The organism is Pseudomonas sp. AC112 (genome assembly GCF_979253545.1).
Window position 1 is genome coordinate 1749088 of sequence record NZ_CEEDCM010000001.1, and the last position, 24667, is coordinate 1773754.

The window sequence follows — 24667 nt, forward strand, 5'->3', positions numbered from 1 at the left end:
CCAATTCCTCCAAAGGTAAGCCGCCATGTCCGAGACGCTGCTCAGTTCCCGCAATCTGGCTTTCGAGCTGTATGAAGTCCTTGATGCCGAGGGCCTGACCCAGCGCGAGCGGTTTGCCGAGCACAATCGCGAAACCTTCGATGCGGCCATCAGTACCGCGCGCACTATCGCCGAGAAGTATTTCGCCCCTCACAACCGCAAGAACGACGAAAACGAACCACGCTACGAAGACGGCAAGGCCATCCTGATTCCGGAAGTGAAGCCCGCGGTGGATGCGTTCCTCGAAGCCGGCTTCCTCAACGCGGCGCGCAGTTTCGAGGCGGGCGGCATGCAACTGCCCACCCTGCTGTCCCAAGCCTGTTTTGCGCACTTCCAGTCGGCCAACGCGGCATCCACTTCTTATCCGTTCCTGACCATGGGCGCCGCCAACCTGATCGAGAGCTTCGGCACTGAGGATCAGAAACAACGCTTCCTGCAACCGATGATCGACGGCCGTTTCTTTGGCACCATGGCCCTCACCGAACCCCACGCCGGCTCATCGCTGTCGGATATTCGTACCCGCGCCGAGCCTGCGGTTGACGGCACGTATCGGCTCAAGGGCAACAAGATCTTTATTTCCGGCGGCGATCACCCACTGTCGGAAAACATCGTGCACATGGTGTTGGCCAAGCTGCCGGATGCGCCGCCCGGAGTGAAGGGCATTTCGCTGTTTATCGTGCCCAAGTTCCTGGTCAACGACGACGGCAGCCTGGGCGAGCGCAACGATGTGTTGCTGGCAGGGCTGTTCCACAAGATGGGTTGGCGCGGCACCACGTCCACCGCGCTGAATTTCGGCGACAACGGCAACTGTGTCGGCTACCTGGTGGGTAAGCCGCACCAGGGGTTGAGCTGCATGTTCCAGATGATGAACGAGGCGCGCATCGGCGTGGGCATGGGTGCGGTGATGCTCGGTTATGCCGGCTACCTCTACTCCCTGGAGTACGCCCGTGAACGCCCGCAAGGCCGCTTGCCTGATAGCAAGGACCCCACCACCGCGCCGGTCTCGATCATTCAGCACGCGGACATCAAGCGCATGCTGCTCACCCAAAAGTCCTACGTGGAAGGCGCCTTCGACCTCGGCCTCTACGCCGCTCGCCTGTTCGACGACACCACCACCCTGGAAACCGAAGCCGAGCGCAAGCACGCCCACGAACTGCTGGACTTGCTCACCCCTATCGTCAAGTCCTGGCCCTCGGAGTTCTGCCTCAAGGCCAACGAACTGGCGATCCAGATTCTCGGTGGCCACGGCTACACCCGTGAATACCCGGTGGAACAGTACTACCGCGATAACCGCCTGAACCCCATCCATGAAGGCACCCATGGCATCCAGTCCCTGGATTTGCTCGGGCGCAAGCTCGCGCAGAACGGCGGGGCGGGCTTGAAGCAACTCATCAGACTGATCGCCGAAACCGGTGCCCGCGCGCAGCAATACCCAAGCCTCACCCCACTCAGGGAACCTCTTGAGCAGTTGGTCAACCGCCTGCAAAGCGTGACGATCGGCCTTCTGACGGATCTCGCCCACGGCAAGGTCAACAGCAGCCTGGCGAATTCGGCGCTGTACTTGAAGGTGTTCGGGCATACGGTGATTGGCTGGCGCTGGCTGGAACAGGCGATTCGCGCCGAAGAAGGCTTGGCCAAGGGTCATGCGGCGGATGTGGCCTTCTACAGAGGCAAGCTCCAGGCTGCCCGGTACTTCCTGACCTGGGAAGTACCGAGCTGCCATCATGAACTGGCAATCTTGGAGGCCCGCGATGACACGTGCCTCGGCATGCAAGATGAGTGGTTCTAAGGCGTTCCGATTGCCTTGGAAATCACATCGACCGTGGCGCTGACTTGCTCTTGGTAACGGTCGAGTTCCTGCTGGTGAGCCTGCTGCATTTCGATCTGCTCGGCGCACAGGTTCAGCGCCGCCAGCACCAGTAACTTGTCACCGATCAGGGTCGGGTACTTTTTCTTGGTGGTGGCCAGGGACGCCTTGAGCAGGGTCACGGCGTGCATCAGGGTTTTTTCTTCCCCGGCCGGAGCCTTGATCGAGTAATCCTCTCCGAGAATCGAAACGACCTTTATCCCTTCACTCATGCGCTGACAGGCCCTGCGCTCACACGCTCAACCAGTGCCTGGATACGGGCGGCAGTGGCGCCGTGCTTCTCTTCCTGTTCCATCAGGTTCAACTGCAGGCTGTCGTTCTCATCCTTGGCGCGCGCCAGTTCGGCCTTGAGGGATTCGTTGCTGCCCAGTAGATCCTGATTCTGCTGTACCAGATCGCTGACCAGTTGTTCCAATTGGCTGAGGGATGCTTCTAACATTTTGATTTCTCGGGCTTTTTCAAAGGGCGGTGACGATAAAGAAAATTCACCTCGGATGCCAGGGTTATCCCTGGCGCGCAGCCCGATTTTTAAGGGCCGGGCCGCACTTTCGAGCCTTAGTGACTGCATTTACCCGATCTGGTTCCTGAATCGATCGAACCCCTCGTCAGATGCGACAAAAACGCACATGCCCCTTTAGACTTTAGTCGTACGACCGATAGAGAGTCACAGACCGTCTCATGGCCGCACGGATCGCGCTCTCCCCCCAGGATTCCCGCATGTCGCTTCGTAATATGAATATCGCTCCGAGGGCCTTCCTCGGCTTCGCGTTTATTGGCGCGTTGATGTTGTTTCTCGGTGTGTTCGCCCTGAATCAAATGAGCAAGATACGCGCCGCCACGGAAGACATCACCCTGTCCAGCGTGCCAAGCATTCGTGCCCTCGATGAGTTCACCCAACTGACTCTGCGCCTGCGCGTGCTGTCGTACCGCCTGCTGACCAACCGCGAGCCGGACGTCCAGCAAAAAACCCTGGAAGCCTTTGAGCTGCGCAATCAGCAGATTCGCACGGCCCAGGGCATCTACGAAAAACTCATCGAGAGCAGCGAAGAGCGCTCGACCTACGACGAATACGTACGCCTGCTGGGCCAGTACCATCAGATTGAAGAGCGCATGAAGAGCCTCTCGCAGGCGAATCAAGTCGACGATCTGCGCAAATTGCTCAATACCGAGTTGCTGAGCAATTCCGAGCAGGTCAACGCGGTGCTGACGCGCCTGCTGGACCTCAATAACAAGATGGCCCTGGCAACCAATAAGGACGCCGAGGACCAATACAACATGGCCTTCAACTTAGTGGTATGCCTGTTGGTGGTCGCCACCCTGCTGACCTTGTTGTTCGCCTGGCTGCTGACCCGCAGCATCACCCTGCCCATTTCCCAGGCGTTGGAAGCCGCGGAAGAAGTGGCGGAAGGCAACCTGACCCGCCCGATCAAGGTCGACGGCAACGACGAGGCCGGACGCCTGCTGGCGGCCATGGCCAAGATGCAGGACAAGCTGCGCGACACCTTGCAACGCATTGCCGGGTCCGCGACCCAGTTGGCGTCGGCTGCCGAGGAACTGAACGCCGTCACCGACGAAAGCGCCCGTGGCCTGACCCAGCAAAACAACGAAATCGAACAAGCCGCCACGGCGGTGAACGAGATGACCAGCGCCGTCGAAGAAGTCGCCCGCAATGCGGTGAGCACCTCCGAGGCATCGCGCAACGCCACCACATCTGCCGGCGATGGCCGTGATCTGGTGCAGGAAACCGTCAGCGCCATCGAACGCATGAGCGGCGATGTGCAGGCCACGGCCACCCTGATTGGCGACCTGGCCAATGAGTCGCGCGACATCGGCAAGGTACTCGACGTGATTCGCGGCCTGGCCGACCAGACCAACCTGCTGGCCCTGAACGCGGCGATTGAAGCGGCACGTGCTGGCGAAGCCGGTCGCGGTTTTGCGGTGGTCGCCGATGAAGTGCGCGCCCTGGCGCATCGCACGCAGCAATCGACCAGCGAGATCGAGCGGATGATCGGCAGTATCCAGGCCGGCACCGAGCACGCGGTGGATTCGATGCGCAACAGCACCGAACGCGCCGAATCGACGCTGAACATCGCCAAAGGCGCCGGCATGTCGCTGGATACCATTAACACCGCGATCGTGGAGATCAACGAACGCAACCTAGTGATCGCCAGCGCAGCGGAAGAGCAGGCCCAAGTGGCGAGGGAAGTGGACCGCAACCTGGTGAACATCCGTGACCTGTCGGTGCAATCGGCCACGGGTGCCAGCCAGACCAGTGCAGCGAGCAGCGAGCTGTCGCGCCTGGCGGTGGACTTGAATGGGATGGTCGGGCGCTTCCGCCTGTAACTGACCCCGACCGACTGTAGTGAGCGGGCTTGCCCCGCGCTGGGCTGCGAAGCAGCCCCAACAGGAACACCTCATTTTTACAGACAGTATGCGGTGACTGGTTTTGGGGCTGCTTCGCAGCCCAGCGCAGGGCAAGCCTGCTCACCACAAAAGTCTTGATCATCACAGCCTGCCTGCTCACCACTAGAGCCCTACTCACTACAGCAAGCCAGCTTCCACATTAGCTCCGCACGAATCAGAAAAAGCTTTTTGACAGCACCGCAATTCAACAGGTTAGAATCGCTGGCACGCAGACTGCATGGTCAGTTTGCGCCCCGTCTTGTTTGCTTATGGAGTACTGCCTTTGAATGCGACGACCATCAACAGCCTGTTCTTGATCGGCGCGTTGCTGGTGAGTGCGAGCATTCTGGTGAGTTCTCTTTCGTCCCGCCTGGGCATCCCGATCCTGGTGATCATCCTGGCCGTGGGCATGGTCGCCGGCGTCGACGGCGGCGGCATCATCTTCGACAACTACCCGACCGCCTACCTGGTGGGCAACCTCGCCCTGGCCGTGATCCTGCTCGACGGTGGCCTGCGCACCCGGGTGGCGAGTTTCCGCGTGGCACTCTGGCCGGCGTTGTCGCTGGCCACGGTGGGGGTGTTGATTACCACCGGCCTCACCGGCATGGCCGCGGCCTGGCTGTTTGACCTCAATATCATCCAGGGCCTGTTGATTGGCGCGATTGTCGGCTCCACGGACGCCGCAGCCGTGTTCTCGCTGCTCGGCGGCAAGGGCCTCAACGAACGGGTCACCGCGAGCCTGGAAATCGAATCCGGCAGCAACGACCCGATGGCGGTGTTCCTCACTGTCACCTTGATCGACATGCTCGCCAGCGGCCAAACCGGTTTGCACTGGAGTCTGCTGACGCACCTGGTGCGCGAATTCGGCATCGGCGGCGTGGTCGGCCTGAGCGGCGGCTGGCTGATGCTGCAAATGGTCAACCGTATCAACCTGGCCACCGGCCTGTACCCGATCCTGGTGATTGCCGGCGGCCTGTTCGTGTTTGCCGTGACAAACGCCCTGCACGGCAGCGGCTTCCTCGCCGTGTACCTGTGCGGCCTGGTGATCGGCAACCGCCCGGTGCGCAGCCGTCATGGCATTTTGCATATGCTCGATGGCATGGCCTGGTTGGCACAGATCGGCATGTTCCTGGTGCTGGGCCTGCTGGTCACGCCCCATGACTTGCTGCCCATCGCGTTGCCGGCCCTGGGCCTGGCGTTGTGGATGATTCTGTTTGCGCGGCCATTGTCGGTAATGGTCGGCCTGCTGCCTTTCAAAGCGTTCCACGGTCGTGAAAAGGCCTTTATCGCCTGGGTAGGCCTGCGCGGCGCGGTGCCGATCATCCTGGCGGTGTTCCCGCTGATGGCCGGGCTGCCCCATGCGCAGCTGTATTTCAACCTCGCGTTCTTTATCGTGCTGGTGTCGCTGCTGGTGCAGGGCACAAGCCTGCCGTGGGTGGCCAAGCTGCTCAAGGTCACCGTACCGCCGGACCCGGCGCCGATTTCCCGTGCCGCGCTGGAAGTGCACGTCACCAGCGAGTGGGAGCTGTTCGTCTACCGCCTGGGCGCGGAAAAATGGTGCATCGGTGCCGCCCTGCGTGAGCTGAAAATGCCCGAAGGCACGCGCATTGCTGCGCTGTTCCGTGGCCAGCAACTGCTCCATCCGTCGGGTAGTACGGTACTGGAAGTCGGCGATTTGCTCTGTGTGATCGGCCATGAACACAACCTGCCCGCCCTGGGCAAACTGTTCAGCCAGGCACCGCAACGCGGCCTGGACCTGCGCTTCTTCGGCGACTTCGTGCTGGAAGGCGACGCCCAGCTGGGCGCGGTTTCCGCCCTGTACGGCCTGAAGCTGGAGGGCATCGACCCGGACATGCCACTGAGCAGCTTTATCACCCAGAAAGTCGGCGGTGCCCCCATCGTCGGCGACCAGGTGGAGTGGAACAACACCATCTGGACCGTCGCGGTCATGGACGGGAACAAGATCGGCAAAGTGGGCGTCAGATTCCCCGAAGGAAGTCGCCCGGGCCCCGGACTCTTCCTCTAAACTGCGGGGCGACGACGCCCCCGATTCTTCACCTTGCAAGACCGGTCTCTATGCCTACCCTGCGCACGTTCCTCGCCACTGCCCTGCTGGGCCTGACCCTTTGTGTCGGCACCGTTCACGCGGCCGACCCGCCCAGCGCCGACGCCATCCAGCAAACCCTGGACAAGCTGCCCGACCGCAAGCTGCCCGACGCCGACATGAAGGCGCTGCAGACCATCCTGCAACAGACCCTGACGTACCTGGGCAACAAGCAGGATTACGAGCAGCGCCTGGTCGACCTCAAGCGCCAGTTGGAAGACGCGCCGCGCCAGACCGGCGACAACCAGCGCGAGCTGACCCGGCTCAAGGCCACCAAAATCATCCCGGTTGCCCAGCGCTACGCCACCCTGCCGGTGCCGCAGCTTGAGCAGTTGCTGGTGCAACGCACCACCCAGCAAGGTGACCTGCAAAAAGAACTGGCCGACGCCAACAGCCTGTCTATCGCTGCCCAGACCCGCCCCGAGCGCGCCCAGACTGAAATCAGCAGCAGCCAGACGCGCATCCAGCAGATCAATTCGATCCTCAAGGCCGGCAAGGACAACGGTAAATCCCTCAGCGGCGACCAGCGCAACCAGCTCAACGCCGAACTTGCGGCCCTCAACGCGCTGATCCCGTTGCGCCGCCAGGAGCTGGCCGGTAACAGCCAACTGCAAGACCTGGGCAACAGCCAGCACGACCTGGTGATGGAGAAAACCGCGCGCCTGGAACAAGAGATCCAGGACCTGCAGACCCTGATCAATCAGAAGCGCCTGGCCCAGTCCCAACAGACGGTGACCCAACAATCCATCGAAGCGCAAAAAGCCGGCGGCAGCAGCCTGCTAGCCACCGAAAGCGCGGCCAACCTGAAGCTGTCCGACTACCTGCTCAAAAGTACCGACCGCCTCAACGACCTGACCCAGAAAAACCTGCAGACCAAGCAACAGCTCGACACCGTGACCCAGAGCGATTCGGCGCTGGACGAGCAGATCAACGTGCTCAAGGGCAGCCTGTTGCTGTCGAAGATTCTCTACAAACAAAAGCAGGCCCTGCCACGCCTGACGGTGGACCGCGACCTGGCGGACGATATCGCCAACATTCGCCTGTACCAGTTTGAGGTCAACCAGCAGCGCGAGCTGATCAGCTCCCCCAGCACTTATGTGGATAACTTGCTGGCGAACCAGTCGCCGGAAGACGTCACCCCGCAACTGCGCCGCACCCTGCTGGAACTGGCGATCACCCGCAGCGACCTGCTGGAACGCCTGAGCCGTGAGCTGAGCGCGCTGCTCAACGAATCCATCACCCTGCAACTGAACCAGAAACAACTGCTCAGCACCGCCACGACCCTGCGGGCGACGCTGGATGAGCAAATGTTCTGGATCCCCAGCAACAAGCCGCTGGACACCGAATGGCTGGAAACGGTGCCGGCGCACCTGAGCAAGCAAGTTGCCACCCTGCCCTGGGCCTCCAGCGTCAGCGAACTGTATGACGGCCTGACCCAGCGCCCGCTGCTGTTCCTGCCGCTGCTGCTGTTGATCGGTGCGTTGCTGTGGCGACGCAAAGCGCTGTACCAGCGCCTGAACAAGGTCCACTTGGACATCGGCCACTTCAAGCGCGACAGCCAGTGGCACACGCCGCAGGCCATCCTGATCAATATCCTGCTGGCGATGCCGGTATCCCTGGGCCTGGCACTGTGCGGCTACGCGCTGCAAATCGACGCCCGTGGCCAAAACGCCAACCTGGGCGCTGCGCTGCTACAGATCGCCCAGGCGTGGCTGGTGTTCTACACCGCCTACCGCATCCTGGCGCCGGGCGGCGTGGCCGAACTGCACTTCCGCTGGGAAAAGCCCCAGGTCGAATTCCTGCAAGGTTGGGTACGCAAGCTCGGGCTGGTGGTATTGGCCTTGGTGGCCGTGGTGGCGATTGCCGAGCACCAACCGGCGGCGCTCGCCGACGACGTGCTGGGCATCGGCGTGGTGCTGACCTGCTACGCGCTGATGGCCTGGCTGCTGGGCCGCCTGCTGTTGCACAGCCCGACCCATGAAAAAGCCTCGCTGTTCCGCAAAGCCGTGGGCCTGCTGTTTACCGCGCTGCCCATCGCGTTGTTTATTGCTGTGTGCTTCGGTTACTACTACACCGCGCTCAAGCTCAGCGACCGGCTGATCAACACCCTCTACTTGCTGATGTTCTGGCTGGTGATCGAAGCCACCTTCGTTCGCGGCCTGGGCGTTGCCGCCCGGCGACTGGCCTATGCGCGGGCCCTGGCCAAACGCCAGGCCGCCAAGGAAGCCGGTGACGGCGAAGCGGTGATCGAAGAGCCGACCCTGGACATCGAGCAGGTCAACGAACAGTCCATGCGCCTGATTCGCCTTGCCCTGCTTGGCGGCTTTATCGCTGCACTGTACTGGGTGTGGTCGGACCTGATCTCGGTGTTCTCCTACCTGGACAACGTCACGCTGTACGAATACACCAGCGGCACCGGCGCCAATATCAGCATGGTGCCCATCAGCATCGGCGACTTGCTCGGCGCGCTGATCATCATCGGTATTACCTTCGCGCTGGCGCGCAACCTGCCGGGTTTGCTCGAAGTGCTGGTGCTGTCCAAGCTGGACCTGGCACAAGGCAGCGCCTATGCCACTACCACCTTGCTGTCCTACATCATTGCCGGCGTCGGCTTCGTGTCGACCCTGTCAACGCTGGGTGTGAGCTGGGACAAGTTGCAATGGCTGGTGGCCGCGCTGTCGGTGGGCCTGGGCTTCGGCATGCAGGAGATTTTCGCCAACTTCATCTCCGGCATCATGATCCTGTTCGAACGCCCGGTGCGCATCGGCGACACCATCACCATCGGCAACCTGTCGGGCACGGTGAGCAAGATCCGCATCCGCGCCACCACGATCACTGACTTTGACCGCAAGGACATCATTGTCCCGAACAAAACCTTCATCACCGGGCAACTGATCAACTGGTCGCTGACCGACACCATCACCCGCGTCACGTTGAAGCTGGGTGTGGACTACGGCTCCGACCTGGACCGCGTGAAGGAATTGCTGCTCAAGGCCGCCCGCGACAACCCACGGGTACTCAAGGAGCCAGAGCCGCATGTGTACTTCCTCAACTTCGGCGAAAGCACCCTCGACCATGAGTTGCGCATGCACGTGCGCGACCTCGGCGACCGTAATCCGGTAATCGACGAAGTGAACCGCTTTATCAATCGCGAGTTCAAGAAAGAGCACATCAACATCTCGTTCCGCCAGATGGAGGTCTACCTCAAGAACCTCCACGGCCAGGAATACAAATTGGTGGAGGTCGACACCCCGGCCAAGCCCGCCAACGACGGCGGTGTGCAGGAACCGTCGCCGAGCAAACTCGACTAACCGCGCTATCCCCAGCAGAATGCTCGGACATTCTGCTGGAGATGGCCGGTGAAAGCCCTCGACGAACTGACCTTCGACAACCGCTTCGCACGCCTGGGCGACGCGTTCTCGACCCACGTATTGCCTGAGCCCCTCGACGCACCGCGCCTGGTCGTGGCGAGCACGGCCGCCATGGCCCTGCTCGACCTTGACCCCGCCATTGCCGAAACACCGGTGTTCGCCGAGCTGTTTGGCGGCCACAAGCTGTGGGCCGAGGCAGAACCGCGGGCGATGGTCTATTCCGGGCATCAGTTCGGTGGCTACACCCCACAATTGGGCGATGGCCGTGGGTTGTTGCTGGGCGAGGTGTACAACGAGGCGGGCGAGCACTGGGACCTGCACCTCAAGGGCGCCGGGATGACGCCCTATTCACGCATGGGCGATGGGCGGGCCGTGCTGCGCTCGTCGATTCGTGAGTTCCTGGCATCCGAAGCCCTGCACGCGTTGGGCATACCCAGCAGCCGTGCCTTGTGCGTGATCGGCTCCGACACCCCGGTGTGGCGTGAGAAGCAGGAACGTGGCGCGATGGTGTTGCGCATGGCGCACAGTCATATCCGCTTCGGCCATTTCGAATATTTCTACTACACCAAGAAGCCCGAGCAGCAGGCGCTGCTGGCCGAGCATGTACTGAACCTGCACTACCCCGAGTGCCGCGAACAGCCCGAGCCTTACCTGGCGATGTTCCGCGAAATCGTCGAGCGCAATGCCGAACTGATCGCCAAGTGGCAGGCTTATGGCTTCTGCCACGGCGTGATGAACACCGACAACATGTCGATTCTGGGCATCACCTTCGACTTCGGGCCGTTTGCGTTTTTGGATGACTTTGACGCGCACTTCATCTGCAACCACTCGGACCATGAAGGGCGCTATTCCTTCAGCAATCAGGTGCCGATCGGGCAGTGGAACTTGAGTGCATTGGCGCAAGCACTGACGCCGTTTATCAGCGTCGACGCCTTGAAAGAAGCCCTTGGGCTATACCTGCCGCTGTATCAGGCGAACTACCTGGACCTGATGCGCCGCCGCCTGGGGCTCACCACCGCCGAAGACGATGACCAGCATCTGGTCGAGCGGTTGTTGAAGCTGATGCAGAACAGCGGCGTCGATTACACGCTGTTCTTTCGGCGTCTGGGCGACGAGTCGGCGGCGTTGGCCGTGGCGCGGTTGCGCGATGACTTTGTCGACCTGGCCGGGTTTGATGCCTGGGCCGAGCAGTACAAGGCGCGTGTTGCACGGGATGGTGACTACAGCGAGGAACAGCGCCGAGCGCGGATGCATGCGGTGAACCCGCTGTATATCCTGCGCAACTACCTGGCACAGAACGCCATCGTTGCTGCCGAATCCGGGGATTACAGCGAGGTGCGACGGCTGCACGAGGTGCTTTCCAAGCCGTTTGAGGAACAAGCGGGGATGGAGCAATACGCACAGCGGCCGCCGGATTGGGGGAAGCATTTGGAAATTAGTTGTTCGTCTTAAGGACGCGTATCCAGAAAATCGCCCACCGTCTTGGCCATGATCAGATGAACATGTCCACTGGCACCTTGAAGAACTCTGCCAGCCAACGAATCTGCCGAACGTTCAGCTGGCGTTTTCCACTCAGGATTTCTGAGACAACCGACTGAGCGCCTACGCCAGGCAGATCACTTTGCGTCAAACCATGCTCCTGCATCATTGACCGCAGTACATCAACTCCGCTCGCCTCAGGTATTGGCCAATGCTCTAAGTCGTAGGCCTCAACCCAGTCACCGATGATATCGACCAGCCCCATCAGCGGATGGGTTTCATCTTCCCCCACGATATCCAGCAATTCGTCGAGCGCCTCTACCAACAGATCGTAATCAGCCTCGGTTTTCGGCTTACGCAACAAGGGGGACACGAACTGCCAATGCTCGGCGACTTGCTCGATCAATACACTCATTTTTCCCATTACTCCTTCCATTTACCCTTGTCGTATTCACGATGGTCCAAAATATGCCGGATATAGAGGCGCTGCATTCGATAGCGCACGATGGCAACAAGGCGGAGCTTGTTACCTCCAATATTGAACACATGCAGTGCCCCAACTTTATCCACAGCAGGGAAAACTGCTCTCAACATCGCAAAATCTTCAGGGCTGATGACTTTGACCTTACGATGCCACTCATCCAGAGCACTCGCTGAGTGAGGCCATTTTTCCTTGGCATTGCGTATTTGCTTCGCACTGATCACTCGCATGCAACATCCCTATCGCATCTTGCTATGAAGGTTAAACTCGAACGCTGACTATCGCAATTTGCTATAGAGCCGATCGGACCGGTGGTGCCTTGTCGAACACGCTTTCACAGCCTAGATAGGCACGCGCAATCGACGCGCAAAAATCTGTGAGCATATGCAACGTCGCTTAGAACTTGATAACACCTGCGCCCGACTCCACATTGAGCTCCACTGACTGCTTTCGTTGGAGCCCCACCATGTCCGAACCTCTTGTAATCCCCTGCCCCCACTGCAACGGCCTCAACCGCATCCCTGGTGAACGCCTGGGTGATGCGCCAAAGTGCGGGCGCTGCAAGCAGCCGGTTCTACTGAATAAGCCTTTTGAGCTGAAACAAGGCGACTACGCCAGCCAGATCAAAGGCGACCTGCCGTTGCTGGTGGATGTGTGGGCTGACTGGTGCGGGCCGTGTAAATCGTTTGCGCCAGTCTTCGAGCAGGCGGCTGGGCAGTTAGAGGGCAAGTGCCGATTGGCCAAGCTGGACAGCGAGGCCAATCAGCAGTTGTCGGCGCAGCTTGGGATTCGGTCAATTCCCAGTTTGATTCTGTTCAAGAACGGCCGCGAAGTAGCCCGCCAGAGTGGGGCGTTTCCGTTGCCGCAGTTGATGAGTTGGCTGCGTAGCCAAGGCGTGTAAACACGATTAGCCGTAGGAGCCGGCTTGCCGGCGATGGCGTTCTTGAGGGCGCCATCGCCGGCAAGCCGGCTCCTACAGTGGAGGGGTGTAGGTCAGGCGTTTTCCAGCAGGTTATGCAGCTCCACAAATTGCTGTGTCAGCTTGTGCCGTGGGTCCAAGTGGATCAGCGGCTTGCTCTCCTGGTGCGATTCACGCATGCGTACGGAACTGGCCAGGTACACCGGCAACACCGGCAGGCCCTCGGCAATCAACTCATCCAACATCTGCTGCGGCAGGCTCGCCCGGGCCTGGAACTGGTTGACCACGATGCCTTCGACCTCAAGGCCTTCGTTGTGGTCTTCCTTCAACTCTTCGATTTCTGCCAGCAGGCCATAGAGGGCCTGGCGCGAGAAGCTGTCGCAATCGAAGGGGATCAGCACGCGATCAGCGGCAATCAACGCAGAAACCGCGTAGAAGTTCAGAGCCGGCGGCGTATCCAGGTAGATCCGGTCGTAATCTTCGCTCAGTTCATCCAGCAACTTTCGCAGCTTGTTGATCTTGTGCTTGGCCTCAAGCTTGGGCTGCAAGTCCGCCAATTCGGCGGTGGCGGTGATCACGTGCAGGTTGTCGAAGGGTGTCTCGTAGATATCCACCCGGTTTTTCTTCGAAAACGGCCCGGAAGACAGGGTTTGCTTAAAGAACTCGGCAATGCCCATCGGTATATCTTCGCCGGTCAGCCCGGTGAGGTATTGGGTTGAGTTGGCTTGTGCATCGAGGTCCACCAACAGGGTTCGATAGCCTTCGCTGGCGCTGACTGCCGCCAGGTTGCAGGCGATGCTGGACTTGCCCACCCCGCCTTTCTGATTGAACACCACGCGCCGCATGGAAAAACCTCCGTGTATCAATGAATGTCCGAGTGTAGAGGGCAAAAGCGCCTGTTAGCTACCTCGTTCATCCATGCACTGCTGCATGACGGGGCGTCGACGACCTGCCTGTCATACACGACGGACAGACTAAAAAGAACGGTCCGACAATCTATCCCGCCCCAGGTAAAGGACAATCTGTAAATTCTTCCGACTATTTTGTAATCGGCCATGCACATTTCTTTACCAAAGTTTGCTAGAACCCCACGGCACCGGGATAATGCGCGCCATTCGGCGATTGCTCCCTGTCCCGGTATTCGGGGCCAAAAGCCGCACATGGAAGCCCGCAGGGGCGGGATAACTTCTCAGTGATCACTTTCAACATCGCCCAATGGCGCGCCTGGGCCCCTGGGCTCGATAGCGTGGACGACTGGCACGCCTGGTGCCAGGCCCCGGCGTTGCTGCCTGCAAGCGATGCGGCCCCTGATGTCTCGTTCCTGCCGGCCATGCAACGTCGCCGCCTGAGCCGCCTGGCGCGGATGGCGTTCAGCGTCGGCTGGCCACTGGCCGAGGGCCTGCAGGACCTGCCGCTGGTGTTCATTTCCCGGCATGGCGAGACCCCGCGCACCCTCGACATCCTCAGCGACCTGGCCAACGACCAGCCACTGTCGCCCACCCAGTTCAGCCTGTCGGTGCACAACGCGGTGATTGGCCTGTGGTCGATCCTGCGCAACGAAACCAGCGAAATGACCGCCCTTGCCGCCACTGGCGACGGCCTGGAACACGGCATGCTCGAAGCCGCCGCGCTGCTCAACGAAGGCGCCCCGGCCGTGTTGCTGGTGATTACTGAGGAGCAGCCACCCGAGGCTTACGCCAGCTGGATCGTCGATGTGCCCTTTCCCTACGCCCTCGGCCTGTTGCTGACACCGGGCGACGAGTGGCAGCTGGAACTGAGCAGCGGCACTGTCCAACCCACTCAAACCCAGTGGCCCCACGCCCTGAACCTGCTGCGCACCCTGCTCACCGAACAGGTCGCCTGCCAACATGCCTGGAAGAACCGCGTATGGAACTGGCAACGCAAGCCGTGAACGACAAGCCTCGGGACGCCTACTACTGGCGCCTGTTTGCCACCGCCGCCAGCTTCTTCCTGTTCGGCATAGGCGGGCTGTGCCTGCGCCTGCTGGTATTTCCACTGCTCAGTTGCCTGCCAGGCAGCGCAGCAGAACACCAGCGCCGTGTCCGCCACACCATCAGCAAACTGTTCTGGTTTTTTATCCGCCTGATGCAGCGCGCCGGCGTGCTGACCTACAGCGTCGAAGGCGCGGAAAACCTCGGGCGCCCGGGCCAGATGATCATTGCCAACCACCCGTCGCTGATCGACGTGGTGTTCCTGATCGGCCTGATGCGCCAGACCAACTGCGTGGTCAAGCAGAGCCTGTTCCAAAACCCGTTCATGCGCGGCCCCGTGCGCGACGCCGGCTACATCAGCAATGACGGCAGCTCGGACATGCTCGATGCCGCCGCCGACGCCCTGCGCGCAGGCCAGACCCTGATCATTTTCCCGGAAGGCACCCGCACCACACCCGGCGCAGCGCCTGCCTTTCATCGCGGTGGCGCCGCCATTGCGCTGCGGGGTGCGACAATCATCACCCCGGTGGTGATCAAAGTGAGCCCCACCACGCTGACCAAGGCCGAACCCTGGTATCGCATCCCAAAATGCCGCTTTCACTTCAGTTTGCGCGTGGGTGCCGATATAGAACCACAGGCGTTCGCAACACTGGGCCCCGCGCCCCAGGCCTCACGCAAGCTCAACGATTACCTGCATCACTATTTTATTAAGGAGCTCGCCGAAGATGAGCGACCAACACCGCCTTGAGCACGACATAAAGACGCTGATCATCGAGGCCCTGGGCCTGGAAGACATCAGCGTCGACGACATCGGCAGCGAGCAAACCCTGTTCGGCGAAGGCCTCGGCCTGGATTCGGTAGACGCCCTGGAACTGGGCCTGGCGATCCAGAAAAAGTACGGCATCAAGATCGATGCCGACGCCAAGGACACGCGCAATCACTTCACCAACGTGGCCAGCCTTGCGGCGTTCGTCACGGCCAGACAGGCAGCTTGAGACCGGACCATGCAAACTCGTGACGATATTTTCAACACCCTGCGCGACGCCTTGGTGGAACTGTTTGAACTGCCGCCGGAACGCGTCACCCTTGACGCCAACCTGTACCAGGACCTGGAAATCGACAGCATCGATGCCGTCGACTTGATCGACCATATCAAGCGCCAGACCGGCAAGAAGATCGCCGCCGAGGAATTCAAGGCGGTGCGCACTGTTAACGACGTGGTTGAGGCGGTGTACCGTCTGGTCCAGCCTGCCGCATGAGCCGGCTGATCGGCCTCGGCCTGCTGGTGGCGGGGCTGCTGTACCCCTTTGCGGTCTATTACGGCACCGAGCACTTTGCGCCATGGCAATTCGGCCTGCTGCTGGGCAGCCTGTGGCTACTGCGCGCGTTGACTGGGGCGCGACGCCCCGGCAGTCGCTGGATGGCGCTGGCGGTGATCGTGTTCTGCCTGCTGCTGGCCTGGTTCGACAACCCCCGCTTGTTGCGCTGGTACCCGAGCCTGGTCAGTGCGTTCATGCTGGCGCTGTTCGGCTTGAGCCTCAAATATGGCCCGCCGATGGTCGAGCGCCTGGCACGCATGACCGATCCCGTGTTGCCGCCCCATGCCATCGTGTATACCCGCCGGGTGACCGTGGTGTGGAGCGTGTTTTTTCTGTGTAATGGCCTGCTCGCCGCCGCCCTCACCCTGTGGGCGCCGCTGAGCTGGTGGACGTTGTACAACGGCCTGATCGCCTACGGGCTGATGGGGCTGTTGTTTGCCGTGGAATGGCTGGTACGACAAAGGGTTCGAGGCCGCGTATGAATGGGTTGAAACTTGAGCACTTGCTGCTCGAGCCGCTGGAACAGCGTCCGGTCACCACCGAACCTGCTATGAATCACGCGCAGCTGTGGGAGCAGTCCCTGAGCCTGGCGGCGGGCCTGCAAGCGCGCGGTATCCAGCGCCTGGCCGTGTACCTGGAAGACGCCGGCCTGCTGGCGATTGCCCTGCTGGGCGCCTGGCGGGCCGGGGTCAGCGTGCTGCTGCCCGCCGACCTGCAACCTCAGACCCGCCAACGCTGGGAGGAGGCCGTCGATGCCTGGCTGACCGAAGCGGCAGACCTGGACGCGCTGTACCAGGCGCCACTGAGCGCTGCCGCACTCGACCTCGACGCATGCCTACTGAGCCTGTGCACCTCCGGCTCCAGCGGCGAACCCAAGCGCATCGACAAAACCCTGCGCCAACTGGCCAACGAGGTCGAGGCCCTGGAAACCCTGTGGGGTCCTGGCCTCAAAGACGCCTGCATCATTGGCAGCGTCGCCACCCAGCATATCTACGGCTTGTTGTTCCGCGTGCTGTGGCCGCTGTGCGCCGGCCGCGCCTTTGTGCGCAAGCAACTGGCCTTCCCCGAAGACATGCAGCGCGCCAGCCGCGAGCACCCGCACTTTGCCTGGGTCGCCAGCCCGGCGCTGCTCAAGCGCATGGGCGACAACCTCGACTGGCCCGCGTTGAGCCAGGTGAAGCGGGTGTTTTCATCTGGCGGCGCGCTGCCCGTAGAAGCCGCCGGCAGCCTGTATGACCGCTTGCAACAATGGCCGACCGAGATCCTCGGCAGCTCGGAAACCGGTGGCATTGCCTGGCGCCAAGGCGCACAGCCATGGCAACCGTTCGCCGACGTGCAACTGAGCCAGGATGCCGACGGCGCCCTGCGCATCGCCTCGCCTTACCTGCCTGAGGGGCATGTCGAGCAAACCGCCGACGCGGCACGTATCCATGCCGATGGCCGTTTCGAGCTGCTCGGCCGCCTGGATCGCATCGTCAAGCTGGAAGAAAAACGCATCTCCCTGCCTATGCTGGAACACGCATTGATGGACCACCCCTGGGTCGCGGAAACCCGCCTGGGCGTGGTACAGGAAAACCGCGCGTCACTCGGCGCGCTGGTGGTGCTGAGCGCCGAGGGGCTGCATGCCTTGCGCAACCAGGGGCGACGCACGCTCACCCAGACCCTGCGCCAGCATCTGAGCCAACATTGCGAAGCCTTGGCGTTGCCGCGCCGCTGGCGGTTGTTGAGACAGTTGCCCCTGAACAGCCAAGGCAAACTGCCCCAGGCCGATGTCGAGGCGCTGCTGCTGGCAGCCCGCCCGAAGGCGCCGGAAGTGCTGGAGCAGGTTGAAGCCGACGGCGAATGGACCTTGCAACTGAGCGTGCCGCCAGACCTGGCTTATTTCAGCGGACACTTCCCGGTCACGCCGGTGCTGCCGGGGGTAGTACAGGTGGAATGGGCCTTCAACCTGGGCCAGCAACTGCTCGATCTGCCGCCGGCCTTTGCCGGCATGGAAGTGCTCAAGTTCCAGCAATTGGTGCGCCCTGGCGATGCGATCGAATTGCACCTGCGCTTTGATGCGCAACGCGGCAAATTGTATTTCGCCTACCGCAATGGCGTTGCAGCGTGTTCCAGTGGCCGGATTCAACTGGAGCCCGCGCATGCATAACCCCTGCGCCCTGATCCCGGTCTACAACCACGAAGCCGCCGTACCGGCCGTGGTCCGCAGCCTGCTGGACAGCGGCCTGCCCTGCCTGCTGGTCGACGACGGCAGCAGCCCCGCCTGCGCGGCCGTACTGGCGCAATTGGCGACCCTGGACAACGTCACCCTGCTGACCTTACCCAGCAATCAGGGCAAGGGCGGTGCCGTCATGGCCGGTTTCCGCGAAGCCGCACGCCAGGGCTTCAGCCATGCCTTGCAAGTCGACGCCGACGGCCAGCACGATCTGCGCGAAGTCGAGACCTTTATCGACACCTCTCGCCGGCACCCCGACGCGATCATCTGCGGCTACCCGGAATACGACGACAGCGTGCCCAAGGGCCGCCTTTACGCGCGCTACCTGACCCACGTGTGGGTATGGATCAACACATTGTCGCTGCAGATCCGCGACTCCATGTGCGGCTTTCGCGTGTACCCGCTGGCGCCGGTGCTGGCGCTGATGGACTCGGCCTACATCGGCACGCGCATGGATTTCGACTCGGACATCCTGGTGCGCCTGGCCTGGCGCAACCAGCCGATGCGCTGGCTGCCGACCCAGGTGCATTACCCTGCCGACGGCCTGTCCCACTTCCGACTGTTCCGCGATAACGTGCGGATCTCGGCCATGCACACCCGGCTGTTCTTCGGCATGCTGGTGCGCGCGCCAGTGATTCTGTGGCGACGGTGGCAGGCATGAGCGACAGCACCAAGCACTGGGCTGACCGCGAAGAGCGCGGCAGCTACTGGCTGATGAAGCTCACCGCCTTCGCCGCCAAGGTCCTTGGCCGACGCGTGTTGAGCCCGCTGTTGTACGGCATCGTGCTGTACTTCTTCCTGTTCGGCCGCACCGCGCGCCAGAGCGCCTGGCAGTACCAACAGCGCCTGGCCGATTGGAGCGGGAGGGAGGAACTGCGACCAACCCACTGGAAGGTCTTCGGCCAGTTCATGGCGTTTGCCGACTCGCTGCTCGACAAACTCGACGTGTGGAACGGCAAGCTGCGCCTGGAGCAGATCGAGATCAACGATCCGGCGCAATTGCGCGGGCGACTGCGCGGCGAGCGCGGGCAGATGCTGGTGGGCGCGCACCTGGGCAACCTGGAAGTGTGCCGCGCCCTCGCCGAGATTGGCGAGCAGGTCACCATGAACGTACTGGTGCACACCAAGCACGCCGAGCAATTCAATCGCCTGCTGGGCGAAGCCGGGGCGACCCACTTGCGTCTGATCCAGGTCAGCGAGTTGGACCCGGCCACCATGTTGCTGCTCAGCCAGCGCCTGGACGACGGTGAATGGCTGGCCATCGCCGGCGACCGCGTGCCGCTGCATGGCGGGCGCACGGTACGGGTGGACTTCCTCGGTCATGACGCCGCCTTCCCCCAAGGCCCGTGGCTGCTGGCGGGATTGCTCAAATGCCCAGTGAACCTGCTGATGTGCCTCAAGCACCCAGGCCGCTATCGCCTGAGCATTGAGCCTTTCGCCGAGATGATCGAATGGAAACGCAACACCCGCGAGCAGGTCATAGCCCTGTGGACCGCGCGCTACGCTGCACGCCTGGGCCAGTTCTGCCTGGAAGCGCCCCAACAATGGTTCAACTTTTACCCTTTCTGGAAGACCGATGACGACGCATCTTGAGCCGGTAACCTTTGGCGAACGCGCTTTGCGCATCGAAGACGTACTGGCCTTGGCCAACCGTCAGGCGCCGACCCAATTGCAGGACGACGCCGCGTATCGCCAGCGCATTGCCAAGGGCGCGCAGTTCCTCGACTCGCTGCTGGACAAAGAAGGCGTGATCTACGGCGTAACCACCGGCTACGGCGACTCGTGCGTGGTGGCGGTGCCGTTGCAGCACGTCGAGGCCCTGCCGCGTCATCTGTACACGTTCCACGGTTGCGGCCTGGGCAAGCTGCTCGATGCCCAAGCCACCCGCGCGGTGCTGGCTGCGCGTTTGCAGTCGCTGTGCCACGGCGTTTCCGGTGTGCGCGTGGAGTTGCTGGAGCGCCTGCATGCGTTCCTTGAACACGATGTACTGCCGCTGATCCCGGAAGAAGGCTCGGTGGGCGCCAGCGGCGACCTGACGCCGCTGTCCTATGTGGCCGCCACCCTGTCCGGCGAGCGTGAAGTGATGTTCCGTGGCGAACGGCGCCAGGCGGCCGACGTGCACCGTGAGTTGGGCTGGACGCCTTTGGTGCTACGCCCCAAGGAAGCCCTGGCGCTGATGAACGGCACCGCCGTGATGACCGGCCTGGCGTGCCTCGCCTTCGCCCGCGCCGACTACCTGCTGCAACTGGCCACGCGCATCACCGCGTTGAACGTGGTGGCGCTGCAGGGCAACCCGGAACACTTCGACGAACGCCTGTTCGCCGCCAAGCCGCACCCGGGGCAGATGCAGGTCGCCGCCTGGCTACGCAAGGACCTGGCCATCGACGCGCCGACCGCGCCGTTGCATCGCCTGCAAGACCGTTATTCGCTGCGTTGCGCGCCCCACGTCCTCGGCGTATTGGCCGACAGCCTGAACTGGCTGCGTTCGTTCATCGAGATCGAACTGAACAGCGCCAACGACAACCCGATCATCGACGCTGAAGAAGAGCGCGTGCTGCACGGTGGACATTTCTACGGCGGGCATATCGCCTTTGCCATGGACAGCCTCAAGACCCTCGTCGCCAACGTCGCCGACCTGCTCGACCGCCAACTCGCGCTGCTGGTGGACGTGCGTTACAACCATGGCCTGCCGAGCAACCTGTCCGGCGCGCCGACTGACCGCGCCATGATCAACCACGGCTTCAAGGCCGTGCAGATCGGCACCAGCGCCTGGACCGCCGAAGCCTTGAAAAATACCATGCCGGCCAGCGTGTTCTCGCGCTCCACCGAGTGCCATAACCAGGACAAGGTGAGCATGGGCACCATCGCCGCCCGCGATGCGATCCGTGTGCTGGAGCTGACCGAACAGGTCGCCGCGGCAACCTTGCTTGCCGCCAACCAGGGTGTGTGGCTGCGCGCTCAAGCCGAGGACGCCCGTCCATTGCCGCCGGCCCTGGCGGCGATGCACGAAGCACTGGCCAAGGACTTCCCGCCGGTCATCGAAGACCGCGCCCTGGAAGGCGAACTGCGCCTGTGCCTGCAACGCATTGCCGAGCAACACTGGAGGCTGCATGCGTAGCCAGGGCGTGCTGCATTGCGACACTGAAATCCTCGTGCCGTTTTTTGACGTCGACACCATGAACGTCGTGTGGCACGGGCATTACGTGAAGTACCTGGAAGTGGCGCGCTGCGCGCTGCTGGACAAGATCGGTCATAACTACACGGCAATGCTTGAATCGGGCTACGCCTGGCCGGTGATCGACATGCAGTTGCGCTACGTACGCGGCGCCGTGTTCGGCCAGACCCTCAACGTGCGCGCCAGCCTGGTGGAGTGGGAGAACCGCTTGAAGGTCAATTACCTGATCACCGACCTCGCCAGCGGCGAGCGCCTGACCCGTGCCAGCACTGTGCAGGTGGCGGTGGAAATCGCCAGCCGCGAGATGCAGTTGGCCTCCCCCAAAGTATTCACTGACGCCGTCGAAAGGGCCCTGAAATGAGACCCCCTGTAGGAGCCGGCTTGCCGGCGAAAATCGTCAACGATAACGCGGGCTGCCTGACACTGCGCAGCGCCCTCAGGTTTTTCGCGAGCAAGCTCGCTCCTACAGGGATCGGGTTGTTGCTGAGCTTCTGTGCCCATGCTTTTGACTTGCAGCAACTGAGCGACCAACTTGCAAAACCCTCAGTGATCCACGGCAACTTCACCCAGGAAAAACACCTGCGCGCCCTGCCCCAGCCTCTGGTCAGCAAAGGCACCTTCGTGCTCGCCAAGGACCACGGCCTGTTGTGGCTGCTGAAAACTCCGCTGCAACAGGACTACCGCATCAGCGCCCAAGGCATTGCCCGCCGCGATGCCAATGGCTGGCAACTGCTGCCGAACAAGAGCGCCGGCGCCGAGCAGAATCGCCTGTTCCTCGCCGTGCTCCAGGGCGACAGCAGCGGCTTGCAGCGTGACTTTGAATTGCAGCTGCAAGGCGAGGCGAAGCAATGGAAGCTCACGCTGATCCCGCGCTCACTGTTGCTCAAGCAGGTTTTCACCCAGATCAACATCGACGGCGGCGACTTGGTGCAGACCATCCAACTGTTGGAAACCCAAGGCGACAGCACTGTTTTGCGCATGCAGGACAGCACCGCCAGCCAACCCCTGAGCGAAGCGGAGCAACACGACTTTGCCCAGTGAGCGCCTGCTGCCGCGCCTGTTCCTGATCCTGCTGGTGGCCGTGCTGGCCCTGGCCGGCTGGCAGTGGCGCCATGGCGCGCCGTTGTCGGCCAACCTGATGGAACTGGTGCCGGGCAACACGCCGGATGCCCTGGAACAGCAAGCCGAACAGCGCATGCAGGAACCGCTGAACCGCGAGATGCTGGTGCTGGTGGGCCATGCCGACCGCCAGCAAGCCGTGGCAGTTGCCCAACAATTGGGCGAGCGCTGGCAGGCCAGTGGGCTGTTTGAAAAAGTGCAGTGGAACCTGCAAGCCGACTTGCCGGCACTGCGCGAGCAACTGCTGCGCGGGCGCCTGGCGATGCTCTCGGCCAAGGACCGCGAGCAGTTGCTCGAACAGCCCGACGCGTTTATCCAGCAGCGCGTGCAAGCGCTGTTCGACCCCTTTACCGGCTTCAGCCTGGTGCCCAGCCAGGATGACTGGCTGGGCCTGACCGGACGTATCCAGAACAGCCAGCCGCAACACGGCTCGGTGCAGTTGGATATCGGCAGCGGCGCGTTGATCGCCGATGCCGACGGCAAGAGCTGGGTGCTGCTGCGTGCGCGCACCACCGGCAATGCCTTCGACATGAAACTGCCGCTGCAAGTGGCGGACCTGCTCCAGGCCAGCCGCGAGCAGGCCAGCGAACACGGCGCGCAATTACTCGCCGCCAGCGGCTTGCTCTACGCCGCCAATGGTCAGCAGCAAGCCACGCGCGAAATCACCTGGGTCGGCGGCGGCGCAACCGTCGGCATCCTGTTGTTGCTGTTGCTCGCCTTCCGCCGCTGGCGCGTGTTGCTGGCCTTTGTGCCGGTGCTGGTGGGCATGCTGTTTGGCGCGGTGGCCTGTGTGGCGCTGTTCGGCCATATGCACGTGATGACGCTGGTGCTGGGCTCCAGCCTGATCGGCGTGGCGGTGGATTACCCGCTGCACTACTTGTCGAAAAGCTGGAGCATGAACCCGTGGCGCAGTTGGCCGGCGTTGCGCATCACCTTGCCGGGCTTGAGCTTGAGCCTGGCGACCAGCTGTATCGGTTACCTGGCGCTGGCCTGGACGCCGTTCCCGGCGTTGACGCAAATCGCCATCTTCTCAGCCGCAGGCTTGGTCGGCGCCTACCTGTCCGCCGTGTGCCTGTTGCCAGCGCTGCTCAAGGGCGTCGAGTTGCGCCCGGCGCAATGGCCGCTGCGCATCGCCGAATGCCTGTGGCTGCTACGCGCCTCATTGCTCAAGCGCGTGCCGAGCCCGGTGCTGCTGGCCTTGCTGCTGCTGTTTTGCGCGGGAGGCCTCTGGCACCTGAACAGCAAGAACGATATTCGCCAATGGATCGGTGCACCGCCGCAATTGCTGCAAGAAGCACAGGCCGTGGCGCGTATTACCGGGTTCCAGCCCACCAGCCAGTTCTTCCTGGTGCGGGCGGACAACCAGCAACAGTTGCTAGAGCGTCAGAGCGCGTTGGCGCAGCGCCTGGATCAATTGGTGAATATGGACAAGCTCCAGGGCTACCTGGCGCTCAATCAACTGGTCAGCCAGCCCGCCGAGCAAGAGCAACTGCGTGATGCGCTGAACAACCTGCCACAACACTGGCAGCCGCTGCTCGACCTCGGCGTACCCGCCAGCGCCCTGCAAGCCGAAGTCGCGCACCTGCAAGCGCTGCCTACCCAAGATATCGACGCTGCGCTGGCCGGCCCGATGGCCGAGCCTTGGCGCACGCTGTGGCTCGGTAAGGTCGATGGCGGCGTGGCGGCCATGGTCAGCCTGCAAGGCTTGAACAACCCCGCCTTGCTGCGTGTGCAGGCGCTGGACTTACCCGGTGTGCAACTGGTGGACCGCCTGGGCGACTTGAACCGGGTGTTCGCCGACACACAGATCAGCGCCGCTGAACTGAAGTTGATGTCCTGCGTGTTGATCGTACTGCTGCTGATCCTGCCGTTCGGCTTCGGCGGTGCCTTGCGTATCGTCGCGCTGCCGCTGCTGGCGGCCCTGTGCAGCCTGGCCAGCCTTGGATGGCTGGGCCAGCCGCTGACACTGTTCAGTCTGTTCGGCCTGCTGTTGGTCACGGCCATCAGCGTCGACTACGCGATCCTGATGCGCGAGCAAATCGGCGGCCCTGCGGTCAGTCTCTTGGGCACCTTGTTGGCAGCGTTGACGACCTGGCTGTCGTTTGGGCTGCTGGCGGTGTCCAGTACACCGGCAGTGAGTAATTTCGGCTTATCGGTCAGCCTGGGGCTGGCATTCAGCTTTATGCTGGCACCCTGGGCCGGGCAACAGAAGCACGCCTTATGA

General features: G+C 62.2%; 22 protein-coding genes and 2 pseudogenes. 19 read left to right on the plus strand and 5 right to left on the minus strand.

Going from position 1 to position 24667, the window contains the following annotated elements; all coding sequences use genetic code 11:
- Window positions 1–25: 25 nt before the first annotated feature.
- Window positions 26–1828, plus strand: a complete 1803-nt coding sequence (locus AC0IYN_RS08215; protein WP_457239555.1) for an acyl-CoA dehydrogenase — start codon at window positions 26–28, stop codon at window positions 1826–1828.
- On the opposite strand, the gene AC0IYN_RS08220 is transcribed toward AC0IYN_RS08215, so the two are convergent.
- Window positions 1825–2118: a cell division protein ZapA gene (locus AC0IYN_RS08220; protein ID WP_016977202.1), complete on the minus strand. Its 294-nt coding sequence runs from the start codon at window positions 2116–2118 to the stop codon at window positions 1825–1827. The two genes, AC0IYN_RS08215 and AC0IYN_RS08220, sit on opposite strands and share 4 nt — an antisense overlap.
- On the minus strand, window positions 2115–2345 hold the full coding sequence (locus AC0IYN_RS08225) for a hypothetical protein (RefSeq protein WP_012721849.1): 231 nt from the start codon (window positions 2343–2345) through the stop codon (window positions 2115–2117). Before AC0IYN_RS08225 ends, AC0IYN_RS08220 begins: the two co-directional genes overlap by 4 nt.
- A 344-nt stretch (window positions 2346–2689) precedes the next feature.
- On the opposite strand from AC0IYN_RS08225, the pseudogene AC0IYN_RS08230 reads away from it, so the two are divergent.
- From AC0IYN_RS08230 to selO, 5 genes and pseudogenes are all read left to right on the plus strand, one after another.
- Window positions 2690–3346: pseudogene (locus AC0IYN_RS08230) on the plus strand (MCP four helix bundle domain-containing protein); the annotation flags it as partial.
- Window positions 3347–3649: 303 nt separating this feature from the next.
- Window positions 3650–4249, plus strand: a pseudogene (locus AC0IYN_RS08235) (methyl-accepting chemotaxis protein); the annotation flags it as partial.
- A 343-nt stretch (window positions 4250–4592) separates the two neighbouring features.
- Complete coding sequence (locus AC0IYN_RS08240; protein ID WP_471841014.1) at window positions 4593–6335, plus strand: potassium/proton antiporter; 1743 nt, start codon at window positions 4593–4595, stop codon at window positions 6333–6335.
- 50 nt (window positions 6336–6385) lie between these two features.
- Window positions 6386–9724, plus strand: a complete 3339-nt coding sequence (mscK, locus tag AC0IYN_RS08245) for a mechanosensitive channel MscK (RefSeq protein ID WP_471841016.1) — start codon at window positions 6386–6388, stop codon at window positions 9722–9724.
- Between the two features lie 48 nt (window positions 9725–9772).
- Window positions 9773–11236 carry a protein adenylyltransferase SelO gene (selO, locus tag AC0IYN_RS08250; RefSeq protein WP_471841018.1) on the plus strand — a complete coding sequence of 488 codons (1464 nt, stop codon included), beginning with the start codon at window positions 9773–9775 and terminating at the stop codon, window positions 11234–11236.
- 40 nt (window positions 11237–11276) lie between these two features.
- Here selO and AC0IYN_RS08255 read toward each other — a convergent pair whose 3' ends face one another.
- Both AC0IYN_RS08255 and AC0IYN_RS08260 read right to left on the minus strand, forming a co-directional pair.
- The gene (locus AC0IYN_RS08255) at window positions 11277–11678 is read right to left on the minus strand and encodes a helix-turn-helix domain-containing protein (RefSeq protein WP_069078677.1); all 402 of its coding nucleotides are present in this window, start codon (window positions 11676–11678) and stop codon (window positions 11277–11279) included.
- 8 nt (window positions 11679–11686) lie between these two features.
- Entirely contained in the window at window positions 11687–11974 is a 288-nt protein-coding gene (locus tag AC0IYN_RS08260) for a type II toxin-antitoxin system HigB family toxin (protein ID WP_471841020.1), read from the minus strand.
- 236 nt (window positions 11975–12210) lie between these two features.
- Here AC0IYN_RS08260 and trxC point away from each other — a divergent pair, with 236 nt between their 5' ends.
- Window positions 12211–12645, plus strand: coding sequence for a thioredoxin TrxC (gene trxC, locus AC0IYN_RS08265; RefSeq protein WP_034105847.1), 435 nt, complete (start codon window positions 12211–12213; stop codon window positions 12643–12645).
- Window positions 12646–12737: 92 nt separating this feature from the next.
- Here the strand turns inward: trxC and AC0IYN_RS08270 are convergent, their stop codons facing one another.
- Window positions 12738–13508, minus strand: a complete 771-nt coding sequence (locus tag AC0IYN_RS08270) for a ParA family protein (RefSeq protein ID WP_078046531.1) — start codon at window positions 13506–13508, stop codon at window positions 12738–12740.
- A 347-nt stretch (window positions 13509–13855) separates the two neighbouring features.
- Between AC0IYN_RS08270 and AC0IYN_RS08275 the strand changes: the two genes are divergently transcribed.
- From AC0IYN_RS08275 to AC0IYN_RS08330, 12 genes are read left to right on the plus strand one after another with little or no spacing between them, the layout of a single operon-like run.
- Entirely contained in the window at window positions 13856–14575 is a 720-nt protein-coding gene (locus AC0IYN_RS08275; RefSeq protein ID WP_368946111.1) for a beta-ketoacyl synthase chain length factor, read from the plus strand.
- Window positions 14551–15363, plus strand: a complete 813-nt coding sequence (locus AC0IYN_RS08280; RefSeq protein WP_406596829.1) for a lysophospholipid acyltransferase family protein — start codon at window positions 14551–14553, stop codon at window positions 15361–15363. The genes AC0IYN_RS08275 and AC0IYN_RS08280 overlap by 25 nt, the downstream gene beginning before the upstream one ends.
- Window positions 15341–15610, plus strand: coding sequence for a phosphopantetheine-binding protein (locus AC0IYN_RS08285; protein ID WP_014716603.1), 270 nt, complete (start codon window positions 15341–15343; stop codon window positions 15608–15610). The genes AC0IYN_RS08280 and AC0IYN_RS08285 overlap by 23 nt, the downstream gene beginning before the upstream one ends.
- Before the next feature lie 9 nt (window positions 15611–15619).
- Complete coding sequence (locus tag AC0IYN_RS08290) at window positions 15620–15874, plus strand: acyl carrier protein (protein ID WP_003187949.1); 255 nt, start codon at window positions 15620–15622, stop codon at window positions 15872–15874.
- Window positions 15871–16416: a COG4648 family protein gene (locus AC0IYN_RS08295; protein WP_406596828.1), complete on the plus strand. Its 546-nt coding sequence runs from the start codon at window positions 15871–15873 to the stop codon at window positions 16414–16416. The genes AC0IYN_RS08290 and AC0IYN_RS08295 overlap by 4 nt, the downstream gene beginning before the upstream one ends.
- Window positions 16413–18083: an ApeI family dehydratase gene (locus AC0IYN_RS08300; RefSeq protein ID WP_471841027.1), complete on the plus strand. Its 1671-nt coding sequence runs from the start codon at window positions 16413–16415 to the stop codon at window positions 18081–18083. The genes AC0IYN_RS08295 and AC0IYN_RS08300 overlap by 4 nt, the downstream gene beginning before the upstream one ends.
- Window positions 18076–18810, plus strand: a complete 735-nt coding sequence (locus tag AC0IYN_RS08305; RefSeq protein WP_252993387.1) for a glycosyltransferase family 2 protein — start codon at window positions 18076–18078, stop codon at window positions 18808–18810. Before AC0IYN_RS08300 ends, AC0IYN_RS08305 begins: the two co-directional genes overlap by 8 nt.
- Window positions 18807–19742 (plus strand): LpxL/LpxP family acyltransferase, encoded by a 936-nt coding sequence (locus AC0IYN_RS08310; protein WP_471841030.1) that lies wholly within the window; start codon window positions 18807–18809, stop codon window positions 19740–19742. Before AC0IYN_RS08305 ends, AC0IYN_RS08310 begins: the two co-directional genes overlap by 4 nt.
- Complete coding sequence (locus tag AC0IYN_RS08315) at window positions 19726–21267, plus strand: HAL/PAL/TAL family ammonia-lyase (RefSeq protein WP_471841032.1); 1542 nt, start codon at window positions 19726–19728, stop codon at window positions 21265–21267. Before AC0IYN_RS08310 ends, AC0IYN_RS08315 begins: the two co-directional genes overlap by 17 nt.
- Window positions 21260–21685 (plus strand): acyl-CoA thioesterase, encoded by a 426-nt coding sequence (locus tag AC0IYN_RS08320; RefSeq protein ID WP_028615440.1) that lies wholly within the window; start codon window positions 21260–21262, stop codon window positions 21683–21685. The genes AC0IYN_RS08315 and AC0IYN_RS08320 overlap by 8 nt, the downstream gene beginning before the upstream one ends.
- Entirely contained in the window at window positions 21682–22365 is a 684-nt protein-coding gene (locus AC0IYN_RS08325) for an outer membrane lipoprotein carrier protein LolA (protein ID WP_457240203.1), read from the plus strand. Before AC0IYN_RS08320 ends, AC0IYN_RS08325 begins: the two co-directional genes overlap by 4 nt.
- A complete protein-coding gene (locus AC0IYN_RS08330; protein ID WP_471841037.1) occupies window positions 22355–24667 on the plus strand; it encodes an MMPL family transporter in 2313 nt (770 codons plus the stop codon). The genes AC0IYN_RS08325 and AC0IYN_RS08330 overlap by 11 nt, the downstream gene beginning before the upstream one ends.